Raw genomic sequence first — 17,151 nt, forward strand, 5'->3', positions numbered from 1 at the left:
TCCCTCCCTGGCTACTTCGCTGCATTACAAGCAATATGAACGGCATCCCATACCCCGGCAAAAGGCGGCGCATAGCACAGATCGACCATGCCAAGCTCGCGGGTCGTCATTCCGGCATGAACCGCGACGGCAAAAATATCGATCCGCAGAACGACCCCTTTCTTGCCAATGCCCTGGGCTCCCAACAAGACCTGTGTCCGCTTGTCATAGATCAGCTTGAACTGGATTGGCGTCGGATCAGGATAATATCTCGGGTGATCCCCGGAGGTCACGAATACAGTGGCGTAATCGATACCAAGCCTTTTTGCGTCCGCTTCCGACATTCCCGTCCGGCCAAGCTCCAGTTCCAATACTTTAATCGCTGCGCTTCCCAGTGTGCCGATGAACTTCTCATGCTTGCCGAGCATATTGCTGCCAGCGATCCGGCCGCATTTATTCGCCGTCGTACCAAGCGGAATGAATGTATTCTCCTCCATCACCCGGCTGAATACTTCGGCGCAGTCGCCTGCGGAGTAGATATCCTCAACGCTGGTCCGCATCTCGCGGTCAATGATGACGGCCCCGTTGCGCGCTAGTGCAACACCTGAGCCCTGCAGGAAATCGGTATTCGGCCTGACACCGATGGACAGGATAACCAGATCAGCTGGATAGCTGCCTTTATCCGTCTGCACGCCTTGTACTTTACCGTCTCCCGTGATCGCCTGCACCATCTCTCCCAGATTTAGCTGGACACCACGCTGAAGCAGTTCCTCTGTTGCCACATCGGTAATCTCTTGATCAAAAGTCTTCAGAATGCGTTCGCCAAGCTCGATCACCCGCACACGCTTACCCAGTTCGACCATCGCCTCTGCGACCTCGATTCCGATATAACCCGCCCCCACAATGACGACATCCTGGACACCCGGCTGTGTAACGAACTGCTGCATGGCAATGCCATCCTCCAGCGTCTTTAGCACCTGAACCCCATCCAACTCCTTACCCGGCAGGTTCGGGACGATGGGCCTCGTCCCCGTAGCAATCATCAGTTTATCGTAGGATTGCATGAATACCCGGTTACGCTCCAAGTCCTTGACCATAATTTGCTTGCTGCCAGGAATGACCTTAAGCACCTCATGTCTCAGATGCGTCTCAATACCGGATTCCTCGAATTTCTCACGCGGACGGGCGATCATTTTCGTATAATCATCATTTACACCGGACACATAGTAGGGCAAACCGCAAGCCCCATAAGACAGAAAGCTCCCTTTTTCATATACGACTACTTCCGTATTCTGATCGATTCGTTTGAGCTTAGAAGCCGCAGACATGCCGGCTGCAACCCCTCCAATCACAACTACCTTCACGATGACTTCACCTCTTTCTGCATGGAAAGGATTTCCGCTTCCGCTTGTTGAAGCGCCTCCTCGACCGTCAATTCTGCTTGAAAAGCTTTGCTTATTTTACCGTACAACACGCCCAGCACCTCGCCGGCATGATCCATCATCGGCAGAGGCCGCGCACAGTTCTCTATCATATGAAGATGGGCAGAGTACCAACCATATCGTTCCGCATCCTTATTATAGGTAGAACGTCTTACCGGTGAACCTGCGCTGCGGCCGATGATTCGATCCACCTGTGGTGATGTCAAATACTTAAGCAGTGCATTGGCTTCTTTCTTCTTATATGATCTCGAATTGATAGCGAAGCTCCAGGTTACATTCCAGGCTGTTCTTAACGCCGCGAAGCCGATATCCTCGGGCTGCTCGCAGCGCTCATCCAGCACGACACCAAGCTGTCCGCCCCAAGTCACGGCAAATACAGAACGCAAATGCTGAAATTCCTCCCGCACCTCATCATTGCCATACGTGTGAGTATTCTGTGGAGCGTACTGCCGAAGGTGTATATATTTCCGCAGCGCTGTCCGGCCTTGATCATTATTGAAGGTTGGTACATGCGTCTTCGAATCAAAAGCGTCTATCCCTTCATTGCGCAGGTAAGGCAAAAAATCGAGAAGAATCTCACTAGGGTGCGCCTTCAGCACGATTCCGCACATCTCTGTCTGCTTATGGCATTTGGCTGCCATCTCCAGCAATTCGTCCGTTGTAATAACGTCACGAGGAAGCGAGCCCAGGCAGCGGGCAACGACCGACTTGCGATACAGCACCATGTGCCCATCACAGAATGAAGGATATAAATAAGGAATCCCGTCTACCTCCAGCTCCCGCCTTACAACGGGCACAATGTCCTGTAGATTCCAATCGGCGCCCTGCGGATAATCCGCTGCGGCCAAGTAGCCTTGATCTACAAAATCCTTGAGCCAGAGATGTCCGGCAACCATTACGACGTCATAATCCTGCTCCCCCTGAAATGCGGCTATCATTCTGCCGTAGTACTGTTCAAACGGTATGATGTCAAAATAAACCTTCACCTGATGTCTCTGCTCATAGGCAGAAATCAGCCCCCATGCCTCATCCGCATAAGCTTCCACAGCAGGATCACCTACGGCCAGCACCCGGATCGTCTCTGTCACTTAAGCTCCCTCCCTCGCTACGGCTGTTCGGACAAGTCGAGGACCGGCTCGTTATCGACAATTCCTACGACAAGCGCATCGATGGGAGCATTCTTGGTTAACGCATGCTGGTTGCTCTCCCCGAATGACACGATAACCTGCTGGCCTACACCGGCCCCCATGACATCGGCAGCCACAATAACCTCGGATTTATCTGTATATTGCGGGCGGATGAGCAGCAGCTTATAGCCCTGTAGCGAGTCATATTTGCGAGAAGATACCACATTGCCTATTACTCTCCCAATAATCATCCCATTGTCCTCACTTTACGATTTAATAATCTCTACTATATCTCCCGTCTTCAGTCCAAAGGCATTGCCATCGTCAGTATCAATATGCATATCGAGCGCAAAATCATCTCTGACGCGAATCATGACCTCGTCCATTAAACCGCCCCTTGAACCGCCGATCTTCACTTGAACCTTCTGTCCATTCCAGACGCCGAAGGCTTCCGCATCGGCAAGCGTCATATGAATATGTCGCTCGGCTATGATACAGCCTTGATCGATAACGACAGTTCCCTTCGGGCCGACCAGGGTGATACCAGGTGTTCCGTGATGCACGCCGGATTGGCTTACCGGCGGATTAACGCCAAGCCTTCTGGCATCGCTGGGGGCTACTTCCGTTTGAGTGTCTTTGCGCAGCGGACCTAGAATACGGACCTTTTCAATCTTGCCTTTCGGACCGATCAAGGTGACTTGCTCATTCGCTGCGAACTGGCCGGGCTGGGATATATCCTTGAACTTGCTCAGTTCATACCCCTGCCCGAACAAAACATCCAGATGTGCGCGGTTCACATGTACATGCCTGGCGGATATGCCTACCAGCACATATTTCTGAGGCTCCCCGGAGGGAGCCAATCCGACTTTGCTGAGTTCTTCCAGCACCAGCTTCGTAATCGTCTCTGCTAATTCAGCCGTTATTGGTTGTGTCATAGGATCACCACTACTAGTTCATGCTTGGGAGAAGCTTAACGACATCCCCATGCGGTCTCGGTATAACGTGTACAGCGATAAGCTCACCGATTCGCTGCACTGCTTCGGCTCCGACTTCAACCGCCGCCTTGACTGCACCAACCTCGCCCTTAACCATAACACTTACCAACCCGGAGCCGATCTTCTCCGTCCCTACAATCTCTACATTCGCTGCCTTCAACATAGCGTCGGCTGCTTCAATCGCTGCCGTTAAACCTCTGGTTTCAATGACGCCTAAAGATTCGTTCATGCTGTAACCTCCATATTCCATGTTTTTTATGTGCCACTTAGCACTTTCACAGCAACTATTTCAGCATCGGAAGCAGCTTGGCTACATCGCTATGCGGTCTTGGAATAACATGTACCGCTACCAACTCGCCTACTCGCTGCGCCGCTTCGAAACCCACTTCCGCCGCCGCTTTCACGGCGCCTACATCACCACGGACGATAACCGTTACTAATCCGGAACCGATCTTCTCTGTGCCTGCGATTTCCACATTCGCTGCCTTCAGCATAGCGTCGGCTGCTTCAATCGCTGCCGTTAAACCTCTCGTCTCGATAATTGCGATAGATTCGTTCATGGATATGCCTCCTCGATTTTTTATACATTTAATCCTGTCACAGGAACGATTACTTTAGCATTGGAAGAAGCTTGGCCACATCGTTATGCGGTCTTGGAATAACATGCACCGCCACCAGTTCACCGATTCTTTGCGCTGCTTCAGAGCCTACTTCGGCCGCCGCTTTTACGGCACCTACATCACCGCGGACAATAACTGTTACTAATCCGGAACCGATTTTCTCTGTGCCTACGATTTCCACATTTGCTGCTTTCAACATAGCGTCGGCTGCTTCAATCGCTGCCGTTAAACCTCTCGTCTCGATAATTGCGATAGATTCGTTCATAGGATTGATACCTCCTGGTCATATTGTGTATTATTTGCCTTACGATCCAGCTCCGTTATTTTTTGTTCTTTGTCCCTTTGCTGGTACTGGAAGTCTTTATCTGATCCTGCGACTTTTGCCTCTGGACTGCAGCTGCCTGCTTTTCAACCGGTTGTTTGCTGTTCTCTGCCTTCTGCTGTCCAGTGTTTGTTTCTACCTGTTCTTCTACCGTCTCCTGTTGTTCTGGCTGTCGTATCTCTGCCGCTGCCTCCACCGCTTCCGCCTCTAGCTGTGCTGGAATAATGAACTTCATGATTTCAGCATGAGGCTTTGGAATTACCAGGCTCATTTTGAGCGGATTACGCGGCTTCTTGGCGCATACTTCTCTGGCAGCTTCGACGGCTGCCGTGACACTAGCGATGCTGCCTCCGACTATCAGCGTGACAAGCCTTCCCCCCAGATACTTCTCGGCACCGAGCAGTTGAACATGAGACGTCTTGCACATCTCATCGACCAGTTCCAGTGCAGTTGCAAAATGCTGGGCTTCTACAACGCCAATCGCCTCATAGCTCTTCATCTTCATTCTCCATTCTGTCCACCGGGATTAAGGAACGGATTCCTTCATAGGGGTTATTGATCGCGTGAACAGCGATGATTTGCCCCGTACGGCCCGCCTCTTCCTCTCCAATCTCTAAAGCAGCCTGCACAGATGCGGTGGAACCCTTGATCAGAACCGTTACATATCCCGCACCTGATTTCTCAAATCCGGCCACTTCAATGTAGGCGCATTTGATCATCATATCCGCGGCACGGATTGCAGCAGTCATTCCGATCGTCTCGACCATTCCTAGGGCTTCTCTCAAATTCATCCCCCCTGTTGGCAATCTGGCTACTTGCGTTTCACCTTCCCGATCGGGAGCAAGGCATGCAATTCACTGGAGCTTGAAGGGATGCAGCGGATCATCACTTCATTGGGAGTTACATGCTCACAGGCCGTCTCATACGCAACTTCAAGCGCAATCCTCACATCGCTGATAGGACCGGTGAACTTCACCTGTACCATCACCGGGATGACGGCATTATTCTCATCCGGCGGGTTGTTGCAATCCATGCCGTGAACTGTAATATTGGCAGCCTTGCACGCCTTGTCTGCCGCTGCGAGCGCTACACTGTAGCCTTGAACTTCTAGGAAACCAACCGCGTAACGACCCATCTCTCATCACCTCTTGATAGCTGCAAATTATATGATCCGGAATGCGCCCTCAGCCAACACGCAGCGTCTTTGTCTCGTGAAGGTTCTCGCGGAGGTTATGCCCTCGCCCGTCGGTCCTGCAATGGTCATCGTTGTATGCCCCTCTCCGCCAAAGCCGACGCCGGCCAAAGAAGATGCGTTCTTCACAAAAATTGTCGTCCCAATAGCACGGGCAAACCGCGTTAAATGGTCAACATTGCGCGAATGCATCATTGCCGTATGGCGGTTTCCATGCTCCGCTTTAACCGCCATGTCTATCGCCTCATCCAGGTTCTTCACCCGTACGATCGGCAGAATCGGCATCATTTGCTCTAATTGGACAAACGGATGATCGAAATCCACCTCACAAATCAGCAGTTCCACCTCTCTGCCCGGATTCACGCCCAACTTGTCCAGGAAGGCCGACGCATCCTTGCCGATCCAGTCCTTCACTGTGTGGTACACTCGCTTCGTATCAAGGGAGCAGCCTCGGGCAACCTGCTGTTCGTTCGCCTCTAGTGCAAAGGCCATGACCTGCTCAAGCTCGTGTTGATCGAGGCGGTATGCCCCGTTGTTCATCATGTGATATATAAGATCGTCGGCTGCGGAATCGACGACGAACACTTCCTTCTCAGCAATACAGAGAATGTTGTTATCGAACGATGCCCCTTTAATAATCTCCTTGGCTGCATGCTCCAAATCGGCCGTCTCATCTACAATGACTGGCGGATTCCCGGCGCCTGCGCCGATCGCTTTTTTGCCTGAGCTCAACAGCGCTTTGACAAGGCCCGGTCCGCCGGTGCCGACCAGTAATTTCGTCTCCGGAGCAGCTACGATCTGATCAAGTGTATCCTTCGTAGGCTCTTTCACCATCGTCACAAGGTTCTCTGGACCGCCGGCGGAAATGATCGCTTGATTGATCATTTGCACTGCGTAAGCACTGCATTTCTTGGAGGAAGGATGCACATTAAAGACGACCGCATTCCCCGAAGCAATCATCCCGATTGAGTTGTTAATAATCGTCTCTACGGGATTCGTTACAGGAGTCACGGCTCCTATGACGCCGAACGGCCCTTGCTCTACAATCGTCAGACCGCCATCTCCGGAAAATGCTAGCGTTTTCAAATCTTCGGTGCCCGGAGTTTTGATCGCTGTCAATTCTAGCTTGTCCAGCTTATGCGCCAGCTTGCCGAGCTTCGTCTCGGTCACAATCATCTGCGCAAGTTCTTGCTTGTTCGCAAGCGTCGTTTGGCGAATCGCCTCAATCATGGCTTCGCGGTCTTCCAGCTTGTGGTTCTTCAACAAATCGGCCTGCGCTTGATATGCCGCCTTCACGGCATCCTCAACCTGATTGAACACTCCGCGATCTCCGGCAGTAGCACCAGCTTCAGCTTGCCTTATCGGTTCGGCCTGCGGAGCTGCGGCAGGTGTAACTGTATCCGTCAGCTTCTTCTCGATGTTGGTAATAACACTGTTAACAATTTTCTGAACGTCCGCTTCCGTTAAATTCATCGATGCTTCACCTCTCTGATCTTTAACTTTTTCGCTTGCTCTAATGTCCCAGAGGAAGTCTTCTCATCACTTCTTCCGTCACCTTGGCTACGATCGTCTGAATCAAATCCTGCTTGTCTGCTTCTTGCACCGCCTGCCCAGGCGTCTGTCCATCTGGCCGTTCCGGCGAATCCGTACGGCAGGTCAACGTACCGCCCGTCTTGATCCCCATGTTCTCCCTGATCTTAATCAGCTCGGTTAATTGCTCGCAGGTCAGCTCCTGTACCTGATTTGTAATTTTCTTGGTAAGAATGACCGTCATGGCATAATGCTCCAGAGACTCCATACGGAAGTAAGCCTCCATGATGTCCCTGCCCCAAGTCAAGGCGCCGTGATTAGCCAGCAATACTGCGTTATAGTCCTTACAGTAAGGAGCGATTGAATCCGGCACCTCCTGCGTGCTTGGTGTTGCATAAGGAGCAACAGGCACATTTCCCAGCAAAATGACACCCTCCGGTGAATAAGCCTGATCCAGTCCGATCCCGGCAATAGCGAACGCCGTCGCCGCCTGCGGATGCGCATGGACTACTGCATTGACATTCGGATTCTCCTTGTAGACTCTCAGATGCATCTTGATCTCTGAAGAAGGCTTCAGCTTGCCAGCCAACACCTTGCCGTTCAGATCCACCTTCACTAACATATCTGGTGTCATGAAGCCTTTGCTGACACCCGTAGGTGTCGCCCAAATCGCATTCGGTCCGGTTTTCACCGATATATTTCCATCATTCGCCGCTACAAAGCCCTTCGCATAAACTCGTCTGCCAATTTCACATATCATCTTCTTCGCTTCGAAATCACTTAAATATTTCTGATTATCCAGCATGTAGTCACCTCCTGAATTCTCTTGCAAGCAAAAAGCATAACTTCATACATCGATTTTCCTACTTTATACGCTTATTGTCAATTGTTTATTTCCGATTATGTGTTATTTTGTTGTTTTCATAGTCTCAAATTCAGAACTGTATGGGATGATATTTGGAAAATGACAAAATAAGCCCTGTCTTTTTTAAAATATCAAACGATGAATCCCACAAACATAGTAAATTCCCTCCACAAATATGCTATAATAGCTACAAACGATTACTATATAAGGAAGTGTTGGTCACTTTATGCTACCTATCGCCCGTAAGGCCAAAATTAAAGATTTAATCATAGAGAAGAAAAATGTGACCGTTGCCGAGCTAACAGAAATCTTCAATGTTACCGAAGAGACAATTCGCAGAGACCTTAAGCAGCTGGAGGATGAAGGGATTCTGATTCGAATTTACGGCGGCGCCTACATATCAGACGGAGTGCAAAATGATGTGAATGTAAATCTGCGCGAACATATCCATGTAGAAGGCAAGAAACGGATCGCCAGCAAATGTGTGGACTTTATCAAAAACGGCGACTCCATCTTTCTGGATGCATCCACGACCTCTTTGTATATAGCTAACATGATTGGAAGCAGGCGGATTACCGTAGTAACCAATTCGATCAAAATCGTTAATACACTGGTAGATAGTCCGAATGTCCATCTGGTGATTGTCGGCGGCGTTGTGTCGAATAGCTCTATGTCGTCGCTTGGCCGCAATGCGGAACAGAATATGAACAGCTACTACTTTGACCTTGCCTTCATCTCCTGCCGCACCATAAGCATGCAGCATGGAATCACCGATTCCAATGAGCAGCAGGCCGAAGTAAGAAGGCTTGCCGTCGAACGCGCCAATACCGTGTATCTGGTTGCTGACCATACCAAATTTGACCGCACTTCTTTCGCCAGCATTTGCGGCTTTGAGCATATCCATAACATCGTCGTCGACGAACCACTGAGCCAGGAATGGCATGAGTTCCTCGAGGCTAATAATATAGCTCTAACGGAATGTGAGGAATAAGGCTGGCAGATTATCCAGTCCTGTCTGTAGAACATCTGCAGGCAGGACGTTTTTTTACGTTCATAGCTGCATAACAAGAACATCCCAAAGCCTTAGATGGCTGAGGGATGCCCTAATTTGAAATCCATTTACTTGTCATGCTTGAACATTACTGGCAGACTTTCCTCAAACGGCGCGTACGCAATCCCGTTCTCCGTTATGATCGCGGTGATCAGGCTGTGATCGGTTACGTCGAAGCACGGATTGTACGTCTGGACGCCCTCCGGTGCTTGCGGTTTGGCATAGAACTTCGTCGTAATCTCCTCGGACGGTCTCAGCTCGATATGAATATCATCACCATGCTTGCAGTTCAAGTCGATAGTGGACAGCGGCGCGCATACATAGAACGGGATTCCATAGTGCTTGGCCAGAATCGCCACACCTGAAGTACCGATTTTGTTCGCAGTATCCCCATTCTTGGCGACGCGGTCGCAGCCGACAAGGACAGCCTGAATCTTTCCTTCCTTCATGACGATGGAAGCCATATTGTCACAGATCAGCGTAACATCTACCCCAGCCTCCTTCAACTCCCATGCCGTAAGTCTGGCTCCCTGGAGCAGCGGACGCGTCTCATCCGCATATACTTTGAAGTCATATCCCCGCTCCTGGCCTAAGTACATCGGCGCAAGCGCTGTGCCATATTTAGCGGTTGCTATCGTACCTGCATTACAGTGCGTCAACAGGCCCATGCCTGGCTTAAGCAGAGAGAGTGCAAATTCGCCGATACTTTTGCAGATTTGCTCGTCTTCGGAGCGGATCATCTCGGATTCTTCAAGCAGGGCCGCCTTCACTTCGTCCACCGGCTTGCCGGTCTCCCGCTTCAAACGGCTCTCCATGCGGTCCAATGCCCAGAACAGGTTCACCGCCGTCGGTCTTGAAGAAGCCAAATATTCCTTCACCTTGAGGAAATCAGCATACAGATCATCGTAAGTTTCCGCCCGGGACTGTTTGGTTCCAAGATATACACCATAACCCGCCGCGATTCCAATGGCAGGAGCGCCGCGGACACGCAAATGATAAATTGCGTCCCATATATCCTTCATCTCCTGTAACGCTAGGAACACCTTCTCATTCGGAAGCAAGGTCTGATCAAGTATGATTAGCGTGTCATTGGCGTCGTCCAGTCTGACAGATTGAATTACAGATGATAGAATATCCTGTTGATTAGACATGCTGCACCCCCGCTTTCAAAATCTCCAAGTATTTGGCACCCGTCGTCAACTGCTCTCGCTCCATAATGAACCGCTTACCCACGATCAGGCAGAACTTCTCAGCTTGCGCCCGTCTGGACTCATCAGCGATAGACGTCACATCCTTCACATGGGCCAGGCCAAGAGTTCTGCGAATCATCTCAAGACCAGATACAGCCGCTGTATCTTTAAGTACATTGCCCAGATAGAAGGATTTGAAGCCTTGGTATCGCGCTACCCGATCCGCCGCCTTCTCGTCCCACAGCTTGTTCCATTTGTCCTGGAACAGATCTATAACAGACTGGATCGTCTCCAGCAACCAAGCGATATGCTTGTCCTTGACAGGACCCGCCCCCATCGTCATTTCTGCGTTAATGTATGCAAAGATCAGGTTAGCGATCACATTGCCGATATCGTAGCCTGCCGGGCCATAGAAAGCAAATTCAGGGTCGAAAATCTTCGTAGAATCTTCCTTAACGAAGATGGAGCCTGTATGCAGATCGCCATGAATCAGCGACTGCGCATGGGTCATAAATTCAAATTTCAGCTTGGCCGTCTCCAGCAGCAATGCCTCGTCATTCCATATATGCTCTTCAGCAAACGCACGGGTCAGCCCGAACACATCGTTGCGAGAGCAATCATAGAACGGCTCCGTATACACGAGATCCTCTGTAATCTCACATAAATCCTGATTGATGAAGCGCTTGACCAGATCTTTCTTTTCCTTATGATTCATAACTACATCCGAGGTTAGCAGCAATGTGCTGACCAGAAAAGTCGTAATATGATCGGCAAAAAGAGGGAACTGCTTATGCTCCATAAGCGCTTTTCTCATAATGACATGATCGGATAAATCCTCCATCACACAGCAATTCATGACGCTGTCAAATTTATAAATTTGCGGCACTGAACCTGGCGCAAGCTCATATTGAATAGCAAGAATCTCGCTCTCAATCCGGTTGCGGTCGGTAGAAACTGCTATATCGCTTGATATCCTAGCCACCGGACCAGCCTGCTTCACAATAATCGATTTACCCGATTTCTGATCCCGAACCCGGAAGACGAAGTTCAGGTTCCCATCCCCGATCTCCGTACATGCCAGCTCTGCGGCTTGATCAAAAATGTCCAGTTGTGTTGCACTATAGTCAATTGCGTCCGATTCCTTCATTGTAAAATAAGTGCTGAAATCTCTCATTTTCCCCCATGCCTCCTGTAAAAAATGAATAGCCATATTGCGAGAAACGATAGTTATCCTTGCGAGATGAGCGAAGTTATCCCTTGTTTCTGTAATAAGTCAGGGCCAGCGCCAGCGCTAGGACAGTTCCTTTGACAATGTCCATCGCATAATATGGAACAGACATCATAACAAGGCCGTTCTGCAGCACGCCGATCAGGATCGCCCCAACAAAAGTACCAATCGCGTTCGGTTTGCCCGAACCAAGAACGGACAAGCCGATAAAGGCAGCGGCTACGGCATCCATCAGATATGGCGCGCCTGCGTTAACTTCAGCCGTCATCACCCGCGATGCAAGAATAATTCCGCCGATCGCTGCGAACAGAGCAGACAAAAGGTAAGCGGCAACGCGATATTTATTCACGGCGATCCCGGACAGCTTGGCAGCCTCCGGATTGCCGCCGATAACGTACATATAGCGGCCATGCTTCGTATAGTTCAGGAAAATATGAACGATTAACACAACGACGATCATAATAATAATGATCCAAGGAACCTGCCCCAGCTTGGCGAAGATCGGGCTGATTGTACCTGTTGCAAAGCTGCCGTCCGGCATGACCATATTCTCGGATACAGTCGCACCTCTTGTATAAGTCAAGGCAATCCCCTGAACAATGAACATCATGGCGAGTGTCATCAGCATATCCGGAATCCGCAGCTTAACGATTGCGAAGGAATTAAGGACCCCGACAATCAAGCTGACAGCGATCGCTACAATAATGCCCAGAACGATGTTCTGGCCGTACCAGACAAACATGGAAATGACGACTGCATTCGCGAGTGATGCAACGGAGCCGACAGACAGATCAAAACCGTCTACAGACAGGGAGATCGTAATCCCGATCGCAATAATTGTTACGATAGAGATCGACCTTAAAATATTGATAATGTTGGAGCCTTGCAGGAAGCCATCGGACATGATTCCGAAAAATGCGATCAGAACCACGATAGTGATCAACGTTCCGTACTTGTATAGAACATCAAAGAAATCAAATTTCCGGGCTGTTTGTGCCGAATTCCCTTTGCTCATGCTACTTGCCTCCAGTCGAGTAGAACAGTATCTCTTCTTCGTTCGTTTTGCTTGTTTCCAGCTCTTTGACGACCTGCCCGTCATAGAGTACGTACATACGGTCTGTGATTCCCAATAGCTCCGACATTTCGCAGGAGGCGTAAATGACGCATTTCCCTTTCGCCGCAAGCCCAGAGATCAGCTCGAAAATGTCCCGCTTGGCGCCGACATCGACGCCTTTGGTCGGCTCATCAAAGATATAAACCTCTGCATCGCCGACGAGCCATTTACCGATAGCGATTTTCTGCTGGTTGCCGCCTGAGAGATTTTTTACCTTCGCTTGTTCATTTGGGGTCTTTACGCCCAGGCTGGCGATCATTTGCCTGGAGATCTCCTTCTCCTTCTTGAAGTTAAGGAAGGTTCTCAAGCTGGTGAACTTACTCAAGCTAACCGCCGTCAAGTTCACAGACACAGATTCGGAGACGAGAATGCCTTCTTTGCGGCGTTCCTCCGGCACAAGGGCAATCCCTTCCTTCACGGCGGCATGCGGCGTTCTATAGGCCAGCTTCTTGCCGTTCAGCACCAGTTCTCCCGTTCTCGTCTTGCTTAGGCCGAACAACGCTTTGCACAGTTCCGTCTTCCCGGCGCCAACCAGACCGCCGAGGCCAACAACCTCGCCTCTGCGTACATACATATTAATTCCATGCACGCTCGCTCCATCGCCGAAGCCCTTGATTTCGAAGCATTTCTCACCAAGTGTAATATTATGTTTTGGGAACTGCTGGTCCATTTTCTTGCCGAGCATGTATTCAACAACTTGGTTCTGAACCAGATTTCCTATCTTCTCTTTAATGACAAACTTGCCGTCCCGCATGATCGTAATATCATCACAAATTTCAAACAGCTCAGGCAGGCGGTGAGAGATGAAGATCACGCCTACATTCGCTTGCTTCAAATCTCTGACTATTCGAAACAGTTCTTCCGTTTCGGCATGACTTAATGGAGCTGTAGGCTCATCAAGAATCAAATATTTGCATTCCTTGGAGATCGCTCTTGCAATAAGCACCATTTGCTTCTCAGCCAAGGTTAACTCACTGGCAAGCTTCTTGGTGGAGACAGGAACATTTAGTCTGGCCAGCACTTCCTTCGATTTACGATGAATCTCCTTCCAGTCCACGAATTGCCTGCCGCCCATATCATTCACAGTCTCATCCAGCATGATATTCTCGCCGACGGTAAGATAAGGGATTAAGGCTGTATCGACCTCCTGATATACGATCTGAATGCCGAGATCCTTGGCATCCTTCGGAGAACGAATATTAACCAGCTTGCCATCCATTAAGATTTCACCTGTATAGTGGTTATAAGCGCCGGACAGCACCTTCATCAGCGTTGATTTGCCAGCGCCGTTGGCACCGATCAAAGCGTGGCTCACCCCCGACTCTGTAGCAAAATCAACTTCCTTTAACGCCTTCACCCCAGGGAACTCAATTGAGATCTTCTTCATTTCGATTTTGGATCTTTTTATATCGCCCATTCTTGCCACCCTCTAGCCCGCATCGTTGTAAGGAAGCGCCCTCTATAGGGAGAGCGCTTACAATCGGGGTATTAGTAACTCTACTTCTTATAAGCATCCTTAAGCGCTTTCATCCAGTCTGTCAAGAATGCATCTGTCTCGCCCCAGCCTGGAACAATCTTCGACAGGTTGACCATATTAACCGGCTCTGTGGACTCCTTAAGCTTCTCTTGTGTAATAAGATTTGCTTCCATGTCATAGGTTTGCGGCGTTTCTTCGCCGGCAATTTTATTAAGTAGAATACGGACGTTAACGGCACCAATCATTTTAGGATCAACTGCAGCCGTGGACACCCATGGACTTCCATCCATTTGCAGTAGCTGAAGGTCACTGTTCGATACGTCGATGCCATAGATTTGAACCTCATCACGCCCAGCTTCCTTAATAGCTCTGGTTGCACCGATTGCGAATGCGTCCCAAGCTGCAAATACAGCGTCAACTTCGCCCTTCTTATGTTTAGTGAGCATCGCGGAGACCGCGTTTTGCGTTTGCACGGAAGTATCGCCAGCCGCTACGCCAAAGCGTTCAACTTCTACGATGCCAGGGTATTTCTTCAAGTACTCCTGATACACATTGTTACGTCTCACCATTGGAGGGAAGCCGTCAACCCACAGGTAAATAATCTTCGCGTTTTCGCCCTTTTCCTTGATCAGGTTATCAAGCGTCAGCCTAGCCAGCGCCTCGTCATCCTGTGACGTCAAGGTAACACCGGGAATATTCTGCAAGTCGGGATTCGAGTCAAAGGTTACTACAGGAATCCCCTTGTCGACGATCGACTTCACTTCATCCACTGTAGCCGCGTCATCACCATGAGAAATAATAATTCCGTCATATTTTTTGTCTACAGCCTGCAAAATCGCATCATGGAATTTGGCCGTATCTCCATTGGCTGTGAAAGTATCCACTGTAACCCCCATCGATTCGCCTTCTTGCTTAGCGCCGGCCAGGTATTGTGCAGTATGATCATCCCCTCCGATTTTACGGACCACCATAAGTTTGATGTTATCCTTGTTCTTGATAGCATCCGGCAGCCCTTCGACGGTGACTTTCTTCTCAGCAGTATTTTTGGAGGAATTGGAGCCCTCATTCGTCCCTTTTTTAGTTCCTCCTCCAGCTGAGCAGCCAGTAACCACCAAAACGATGGCCAGCAAACTAATGATAAGCGTTTTCATAAATTTGTATTTCACATTTCCAGCCCCTTTGTTTTGATATAGATTTCTAAAGGATTACATCCAACAAATTTCCAATTTCATGAGACTAAATCATTGTAATTTGCTGTTTGTAATCAAATATTATCATGTTCATCCCAACATTGCAATCAGTATTTATTGTTTTGTGTTGTATTTATTCTTGTTTTATTCATTGTTTTTATTGTTTTTGTTTTCTAATAAAGACGAATTCCATATTTTGCTAGTGATGTGTTGGATAGCAGATTAGAAATATGGGGACATTACTTCTATTCATTAGGGACAAAAAAAAGAGGCACTCCCTTATCTCATCCGTAGATGACATAAGAGATTGCCTCTCTTAGGTTATATTCGATTACCTTTTTTGAATTAAGCCCAGGTTGGCTGAATCTTCAATGAAGACAATTCATTCTGTACGGTATGAGCCGCTTTCTCTGGCTCTACAGCTGTCTCCTCTTGGCTAATACGCCAGATGTCAGCACCAAGACCCGCCAGCTTCTCAGTCAGATTGACGTACCCACGGTCGATATGATGCGTACCGCTCACTTCCGTCGTGCCCTCAGCTACGAGACCTGCGATAATAAGCGCAGCTCCCGCTCGCAAATCTGTCGCACACACTTTAGCACCGCTAAGCTTGGAACCGCCTGAGACAATAGCACTTCTTCCTTCCACCTTGATCTCAGCGTTCATCAGACGGAATTGGTCGACATGCATGAAGCGATTCTCGAACACGGTCTCTGTTACTACGCTTGTGCCTTCCGATACGAGCAGCAGAGCCATCATTTGTGACTGCATATCTGTTGGGAAGCCTGGATAGGGCAATGTCTTCATATCTACCGCTTTGAGTGGCTTATCCGCAATGACACGCACACCGTTCTCTTCCGCTTCGATCGTTACGCCCATCTCTTCAAGCTTGGAGATAATCGGACCTAAATGATCGGCGATAGCACCTTCTACAAATACATTGCCGCCGGTAATCGCAGCCGCTACCATAAATGTTCCAGCCTCGACCCGGTCAGGAATTACTGTATGTTCAACGCCATGCAGCTTCTCTACGCCTTCAATGCGAATTACACCAGTGCCTGCGCCACGAACGACCGCACCCATGCTATTTAAATAGTTGGCCAAATCGACGATTTCCGGCTCTTTAGCCGCATTCTCGATCACCGTTGTGCCTTCTGCCAAAGTGGCCGCCATCATAATATTTTCCGTTGCACCTACGCTTGCCACATCCAGATATACCTTCGTACCATGCAATCTGCCGGTGGATCTAGCCTCAATAAAACCTTGTCCCAAATTAATCTCTGCACCCATTGCTTCAAAGCCCTTCAGATGCTGATCAATGGGTCTAGTGCCAATCGCACAGCCCCCAGGCAGTGAGATTCGCGCATATCCGGTTCGGGTTAGCAATGGCCCCATTACGAGAAAAGACGCCCGCATTTTACGTACCAAATCGTACGGTGCTTCACAGGAGGCGATAGTTCGTGCATCGACCGTGATAACCTCACGTTCATATGTAACGCTCGCTCCTAACGATTCCAATACTTTATTAATCGTCATCACATCATCCAGAGGCGGTGCATCACGAATGATGCTCACGCTATCCTCTCCCAATAAAGACGCTGCGATGATCGGCAGCACTGAATTTTTAGCTCCGCTCACTTTTACGTTCCCGGCCAAGACATTGCCACCGCGGACGATAAATTTACTCATCTCGGTTCCCTCCGCGTGTTCATTTTCACTATTTTCCCCGACATAAAAAATAGTATCCCGCTTAATTTCCCTAAATTTCATCATATCAAATTTCATTCAGACCATACAAGAACTATTTGTGTCAATAAGAATTATCATAA

Annotated in this window: 19 protein-coding genes; 1 reads left to right on the plus strand and 18 read right to left on the minus strand. The window is 49.3% G+C overall.

Translation table 11 applies throughout. The annotated features are described in order from the left end of the window. Positions 1 to 11: 11 nt before the first annotated feature. Genes EI981_RS26475 through EI981_RS26530 form a run of 12 tightly spaced genes read right to left on the minus strand, consistent with a single transcriptional unit; the run spans position 12 to position 8,012 of the window. Entirely contained in the window at positions 12 to 1,343 is a 1,332-nt protein-coding gene (locus tag EI981_RS26475; protein ID WP_127003339.1) for a CoA-disulfide reductase, read from the minus strand. Then, positions 1,340 to 2,509: an extracellular solute-binding protein gene (locus EI981_RS26480; RefSeq protein ID WP_127003341.1), complete on the minus strand. Its 1,170-nt coding sequence runs from the start codon at positions 2,507 to 2,509 to the stop codon at positions 1,340 to 1,342. The genes EI981_RS26475 and EI981_RS26480 overlap by 4 nt, the downstream gene beginning before the upstream one ends. Before the next feature lie 17 nt (positions 2,510 to 2,526). Continuing rightward, positions 2,527 to 2,799 carry a EutN/CcmL family microcompartment protein gene (locus EI981_RS26485; protein ID WP_127003343.1) on the minus strand — a complete coding sequence of 91 codons (273 nt, stop codon included), beginning with the start codon at positions 2,797 to 2,799 and terminating at the stop codon, positions 2,527 to 2,529. 15 nt (positions 2,800 to 2,814) lie between these two features. Next, the gene (gene pduL / locus EI981_RS26490) at positions 2,815 to 3,483 is read right to left on the minus strand and encodes a phosphate propanoyltransferase (RefSeq protein WP_127003345.1); all 669 of its coding nucleotides are present in this window, start codon (positions 3,481 to 3,483) and stop codon (positions 2,815 to 2,817) included. A 13-nt stretch (positions 3,484 to 3,496) separates the two neighbouring features. Further along, positions 3,497 to 3,772: a BMC domain-containing protein gene (locus tag EI981_RS26495; protein WP_127003347.1), complete on the minus strand. Its 276-nt coding sequence runs from the start codon at positions 3,770 to 3,772 to the stop codon at positions 3,497 to 3,499. 55 nt (positions 3,773 to 3,827) lie between these two features. Next, complete coding sequence (locus EI981_RS26500; RefSeq protein WP_127003349.1) at positions 3,828 to 4,103, minus strand: BMC domain-containing protein; 276 nt, start codon at positions 4,101 to 4,103, stop codon at positions 3,828 to 3,830. A 49-nt stretch (positions 4,104 to 4,152) separates the two neighbouring features. Next, entirely contained in the window at positions 4,153 to 4,428 is a 276-nt protein-coding gene (locus EI981_RS26505; RefSeq protein WP_127003351.1) for a BMC domain-containing protein, read from the minus strand. A gap of 55 nt (positions 4,429 to 4,483) precedes the next feature. Next, the gene (locus EI981_RS26510; RefSeq protein WP_127003353.1) at positions 4,484 to 4,984 is read right to left on the minus strand and encodes a BMC domain-containing protein; all 501 of its coding nucleotides are present in this window, start codon (positions 4,982 to 4,984) and stop codon (positions 4,484 to 4,486) included. Then, the gene (locus tag EI981_RS26515; protein ID WP_127003355.1) at positions 4,971 to 5,270 is read right to left on the minus strand and encodes a BMC domain-containing protein; all 300 of its coding nucleotides are present in this window, start codon (positions 5,268 to 5,270) and stop codon (positions 4,971 to 4,973) included. The genes EI981_RS26510 and EI981_RS26515 overlap by 14 nt, the downstream gene beginning before the upstream one ends. 26 nt (positions 5,271 to 5,296) lie before the next feature. After that, the gene (locus EI981_RS26520) at positions 5,297 to 5,620 is read right to left on the minus strand and encodes a BMC domain-containing protein (RefSeq protein WP_127003357.1); all 324 of its coding nucleotides are present in this window, start codon (positions 5,618 to 5,620) and stop codon (positions 5,297 to 5,299) included. A gap of 27 nt (positions 5,621 to 5,647) precedes the next feature. Next, a complete protein-coding gene (locus EI981_RS26525) occupies positions 5,648 to 7,150 on the minus strand; it encodes an aldehyde dehydrogenase family protein (RefSeq protein ID WP_127003359.1) in 1,503 nt (500 codons plus the stop codon). Between the two features lie 40 nt (positions 7,151 to 7,190). Further along, complete coding sequence (locus tag EI981_RS26530) at positions 7,191 to 8,012, minus strand: class II aldolase/adducin family protein (RefSeq protein ID WP_127003362.1); 822 nt, start codon at positions 8,010 to 8,012, stop codon at positions 7,191 to 7,193. A 286-nt stretch (positions 8,013 to 8,298) separates the two neighbouring features. On the opposite strand from EI981_RS26530, the gene EI981_RS26535 reads away from it, so the two are divergent. After that, entirely contained in the window at positions 8,299 to 9,063 is a 765-nt protein-coding gene (locus tag EI981_RS26535) for a DeoR/GlpR family DNA-binding transcription regulator (RefSeq protein WP_127003364.1), read from the plus strand. A gap of 128 nt (positions 9,064 to 9,191) precedes the next feature. On the opposite strand, the gene mtnA is transcribed toward EI981_RS26535, so the two are convergent. The 6 genes from mtnA to murA form a co-directional block, all read right to left on the minus strand. Beyond that, positions 9,192 to 10,274, minus strand: a complete 1,083-nt coding sequence (gene mtnA / locus EI981_RS26540; protein WP_127003366.1) for an S-methyl-5-thioribose-1-phosphate isomerase — start codon at positions 10,272 to 10,274, stop codon at positions 9,192 to 9,194. Continuing rightward, the gene (gene mtnK, locus EI981_RS26545; RefSeq protein WP_127003368.1) at positions 10,267 to 11,487 is read right to left on the minus strand and encodes an S-methyl-5-thioribose kinase; all 1,221 of its coding nucleotides are present in this window, start codon (positions 11,485 to 11,487) and stop codon (positions 10,267 to 10,269) included. The genes mtnA and mtnK overlap by 8 nt, the downstream gene beginning before the upstream one ends. 76 nt (positions 11,488 to 11,563) lie before the next feature. Further along, positions 11,564 to 12,556, minus strand: coding sequence for an ABC transporter permease (locus EI981_RS26550; protein ID WP_127003370.1), 993 nt, complete (start codon positions 12,554 to 12,556; stop codon positions 11,564 to 11,566). Between the two features lies 1 nt (position 12,557). After that, the gene (locus EI981_RS26555; RefSeq protein WP_127003372.1) at positions 12,558 to 14,072 is read right to left on the minus strand and encodes a sugar ABC transporter ATP-binding protein; all 1,515 of its coding nucleotides are present in this window, start codon (positions 14,070 to 14,072) and stop codon (positions 12,558 to 12,560) included. A gap of 80 nt (positions 14,073 to 14,152) precedes the next feature. Then, positions 14,153 to 15,283 (minus strand): sugar ABC transporter substrate-binding protein, encoded by a 1,131-nt coding sequence (locus tag EI981_RS26560; RefSeq protein ID WP_127005035.1) that lies wholly within the window; start codon positions 15,281 to 15,283, stop codon positions 14,153 to 14,155. A gap of 384 nt (positions 15,284 to 15,667) precedes the next feature. Then, positions 15,668 to 17,011: a UDP-N-acetylglucosamine 1-carboxyvinyltransferase gene (gene murA / locus EI981_RS26565; RefSeq protein ID WP_127003374.1), complete on the minus strand. Its 1,344-nt coding sequence runs from the start codon at positions 17,009 to 17,011 to the stop codon at positions 15,668 to 15,670. Positions 17,012 to 17,151: the final 140 nt, after the last annotated feature.

It is taken from the genome of Paenibacillus lutimineralis (assembly GCF_003991425.1).
Classification (GTDB): Bacteria; Bacillota; Bacilli; order Paenibacillales; family Paenibacillaceae; genus Fontibacillus; species Fontibacillus lutimineralis.